Annotated in this window: 4 protein-coding genes; 3 read left to right on the top strand and 1 reads right to left on the bottom strand. The window is 54.3% G+C overall.

The window, feature by feature from the left end; genetic code table 11:
- Positions 1–195: 195 nt before the first annotated feature.
- On the bottom strand, positions 196–609 hold the full coding sequence (locus ACVWXF_RS14090) for a heavy metal-responsive transcriptional regulator (protein WP_457474708.1): 414 nt from the start codon (positions 607–609) through the stop codon (positions 196–198).
- Between the two features lie 234 nt (positions 610–843).
- On the opposite strand from ACVWXF_RS14090, the gene ACVWXF_RS14095 reads away from it, so the two are divergent.
- The 3 genes from ACVWXF_RS14095 to ACVWXF_RS14105 all read left to right on the top strand — a co-directional run.
- The gene (locus tag ACVWXF_RS14095) at positions 844–2,361 is read left to right on the top strand and encodes a HEAT repeat domain-containing protein (protein WP_457474705.1); all 1,518 of its coding nucleotides are present in this window, start codon (positions 844–846) and stop codon (positions 2,359–2,361) included.
- The gene (locus ACVWXF_RS14100; RefSeq protein WP_457474706.1) at positions 2,358–3,395 is read left to right on the top strand and encodes a DNA-methyltransferase; all 1,038 of its coding nucleotides are present in this window, start codon (positions 2,358–2,360) and stop codon (positions 3,393–3,395) included. Before ACVWXF_RS14095 ends, ACVWXF_RS14100 begins: the two co-directional genes overlap by 4 nt.
- Before the next feature lie 82 nt (positions 3,396–3,477).
- Positions 3,478–4,192, top strand: a 715-nt coding sequence (locus ACVWXF_RS14105; RefSeq protein ID WP_457474707.1) for an alpha/beta hydrolase family protein, incomplete at its 3' end; no start/stop codon positions are given.

The following is a 4,192-nucleotide window of genomic DNA, read 5'->3' on the forward strand; positions in this document are numbered from 1 at the left end:
AAGACTTCTTTACTACTGATCAATCCATCCTCCTTCCGAAGTTGGTTTGCTAAGTGCTGCTATTGTACCCCTTGAGCCCTTAACAGGCTGTAGCTTCTAGTTGCTGACATTTTTTGCAGCCTGTTCCCAGTACTTCAACTGTGATCGGTTTCATAAGAATTTTCCTCCCAATGTTTACGTCAGATCGCAATAGCATTAATTTCTCAAAGGCTTGACTTGAAACTGATCTAGGACAACGCATTCTTGATCATTTTTTTGCAAATTGGCATAGCACTGTTGAGCCAGTGGTGTTAGCTCATTATGAAGAATTTGTAATTGGCGAATCGTATCTTCAATTTCATTAACTTTTTTGCTGAGACGCTCATAAACCGCCTGACAAGTGAGCGATCGCCCATCCTTTAACGCAAGAATGTCTTTAATTTCATCTAGACTAAGCCCCAAAGATTTAGCCCGTGTAATAAAGGTAAGCCGCTCCACATCTTGTTGACTGAATAGCCGATACCCTGCTTCTGTGCGCTGTGGGGATGGAATTAACCCAATTCGCTCATAAAAGTAAAGGGTTTGTGGATTAATATCTAACAGACGCGAGACTTCCCCCACTTGAAACATTGACATCACTCCATTACAGCCTGATAAGCTCATAGTAAACCTTATACTTTGATATAAGGTCAAGGGTCGTCAGGTAAAGTTTGTTAAAGTTGTCAGGTTGTCAGGCATCTAACACTGCGTTGGTGCGGACGGAACAGAGGTTATTGGTGGGTATTCAAGGTTATCTGCCGCCACACAACTTCACCGTTAGGCGCCAAAACTCGATTACGACGACAGGCAGCATGGAAAAACCAAGTGGCCCAGCGTAACGCCTTCAAGACGAACGCTAGCTTCTTCCGAATGCTGGCGGTCGGCGCCGTCGGTGCCCGGGCTGTTCAAGAATATTTGAATTCGCTCGGACACGAGATCGTCGAGCTGGAGCGCGGATCGCTTGCGACCCGGATTTGGCGCGATGTGAAGCGAAAGCGGGTTCGAATACCCGACCTGTGTTGTACGCGATGTGGGGTACGCATCGAGTCGCGCGCGAAGACGAACGCAGACCTGAGCATGTCGCACTCCCCCAGCGACGCGGAGCGAGCCTGGCACTACGGTATGCTCGACTCGGACTGGGTTGCCTTTCCTATCCTGTCAGCGGACGAAAGCGTCTGGAGTGCGGGCGGCCTGCAAGAGCAGCGCTCACTCTGGAGAGAACGTACGTTGACGACTTGGCACGTCGAAGGCTGGATAAACCTGTTCACTGTGGCATCTTTCAGACATGTCGCACCGAAACAGCTCAAACCCAAGGGAGTCAGTGAGGGGTCCGAGGTCCAGGTGAAGTGGAAGGCCCGCTTCGCGCCCAGCAGCGGGAGAGTCGTCGCGGCAAATGGGGGGCATCTATACTATCTACTGGATGACGAGCCCAGCAAGCCCCGGCACTTCCGGCTTGCCTCAGACGAGCAACCATTCTTGGCTGCTGGAGAGTACTTTCGCCCCAACCAAGTACTCGCGGGTCAAGTCGAACCTATGACGACTGCCGCATCTCGCTGTGTAGGAGGTTGCGACACAGGTAAGATTGCACAGATGCTTGCTTCACGCGAGCGCACCGTCCGTTTCACGGGCTGCAAACTCGCCAGGTTGGCGAGAGCCGCTGGGCTAGTGAATGAAGTCCGGGAGCTTGCGGAAGACAGCGATGAAGACGCCTACGTTCGCATGGAGGCGAAATCGTACCTCTGCGAGGTTACCGGAGACTCCGCCGACGATCAGTTCCGCGCGATTCTGCTTGAAGATGCCGACGAGCAGATGCGATTAGAGGCTGCGGTGACCTTGGCCGAGACGCGCACTCGGACCTCTTTCGATCTCCTACGCAGAGTGCTTGAGGACGCCACACAACCGCTGTTTTTGAGGAGCGCTTGCGCTTGGGCAATCGGGTGCCACGGAACCAAGGAGGCTGCACAGGTTCTCGTTCAGGCGTTTGCGGATGTTGCTCCTGAGATTCGTGAAGAGGCACTCATTGCTCTCCATGGTCTTGGGGCCGTCGGATTCGATCCACTTTTGAGCGGGCTGGAGGCGTCCTCCGCAGCAATCGCCGCGGGTGCTGCCGAAACGTTGCGCCGGATTCGCGGCGCACCAGCAAAGGACATTGCGGAACTGGCGGAGAGATCTAGCTCTACCTGGCCGACCTGGACGCTGGCGCATCTCTCCAAGGATGCGGTCGCACCTTATGTCGCAGCCCTCCAGAGCAAGCGGCCAGACGTCCATTACGCGATCTCCGTGCTCTGGAACTTCCTCGAGAGCTGGATCGCCAACGACTGGACGCCGAGGGCAACACCATGACGAGAATCAACACCACCACGCCTTTACGGGCACTACCAGCGCCGGTCTATACCACCCGGTATGGAGCGTGCTACCTCGGCGATTCTCTGGAACTTCTCAAGCGCCTCCCAGACAACTGCGTTGACCTTGTTGTCACATCTCCTCCATTCGCACTCCTGCGGCAGAAGGCATACGGCAATAAAGATCAATCCGAATACGTCGAGTGGCTCTGTAGGTTCGGCGCGGAAGTGCGCCGTGTGCTTCGCGAAACTGGCAGCTTTGTTCTCGACCTGGGCGGTGCATATCAACGTGGCGTTCCGGTACGCTCGCTGTATCCGTATCGCGTGCTCCTAAAGATGTGCGATGAGATCGGCTTTTACCTCGCCGAAGAGTTCTTTTGGTACAACCCTGCGAAGCTGCCTTCCCCCATTGAGTGGGATAACAAGCGAAAACTCCGGGTGAAGGATTCCGTAAACACGGTATGGTGGCTCTCAAAATCGGAGTGGCCGAAGGCGGACGTGCGACAGGTTCTTGCCCCTTACTCTGAGCGTATGAAAACGCTCCTGAAAAACCCGGATGCGTTCTACAAGCCAAAGGACCGTCCGTCAGGCCACGACATCAGCAAGGGCTTCGGTTCTGACAACGGTGGTGCGATCCCTTCAAACCTGCTGCAGATTCCCAATACCGAAAGCAACTCTTCCTATCTGCGGCTCTCCAAGCTCGTAGGAATCGAAGCACACCCTGCGCGCTTTCCTGCTGCACTCCCAGAGTTTTTCATCAAGTTGCTAACGACTGAGGGTGATCTGGTTCTGGATATCTTCGCAGGGTCAAACACGACGGGCAAAGTGGCAGAGCAACTTGGACGCAGGTGGATTGCGATGGAGATAGACGCGGGTTACGTGGCCGGCTCGGCGCTTAGGTTCATGGAGTACCTTCCTGAACGCGAAGTGGCGGCATGCTTCGCCCGCCTGTCTGCGAGTTCAAGGAGTGTCCCTGTTAACCTTTCCGGACCGGGCACGCTGTTCGATCAAGCAAAGGTGGAAAGTGGCGCCTAACAACCGGTTGCAGCGGACGGCGCTACGCGCCGCCGCTGAACCGGAGCGTTGGGCGACAGGAATGCCATAGTGGAGGGGTAATATGGGACAAGAAAAAGTATTCCAAAGACACCAGCAACGCGTCTTTTTCAAGAGTCAAGACCTTGATTTCTACCTGGTATGGGCAATGGGCTTCTCGACCTATCAAGGGGCTGAACTTGGAGAATGCTTGCGTATTGCATCACAAATCAACGAGAGTGATCTGGCAAGCTGGGTAAGAGCATGGAAAACGATGGCCGCTCACCTGGAACAAGTGGCTGCGGTTATGCAGACCAAGGGTCACCTAGTGAGTGCCCATGAAACCTACCTGCGCGCGATGACCTACTACCGCTTCGCCTCCGTTTGTCAACCTCCTCAAGACCCCGATTTGCCTGCAACCTGGCAAAGGATGAGGGAGTGTTTTCGCAAGGTGGCCGAGTTGTCCAATCCACCCATCACCCCGCTTCAGATACCCTTTGAGGGCAAGACGCTCACGGGTTACTTTATGCGACCCGCTATGTCGGGCACGAAGCGCCCGACCTTGCTGGCAGTCAGCGGCGGCGAAGGTGTGGCCGAAGATATGTATTTCTTCGGTGGCTCAGCTGGCATTCGGCGCGGTTATAATGTCTTGATGTTTGAGGGGCCAGGACAAGGTCAGGCAATCCTGGATGGAATGACCGTTCGTCTAGGTTGTGTTGATCTTTCATTTGAGCCAAAAGAGAGCACTGACGAGATAGAGAAAACTCAAGAAGTTCCTGGCCAATTTGTCAAAACGAGAA

The sequence above is a fragment of the Thermostichus sp. MS-CIW-40 genome, from assembly GCF_054058315.1.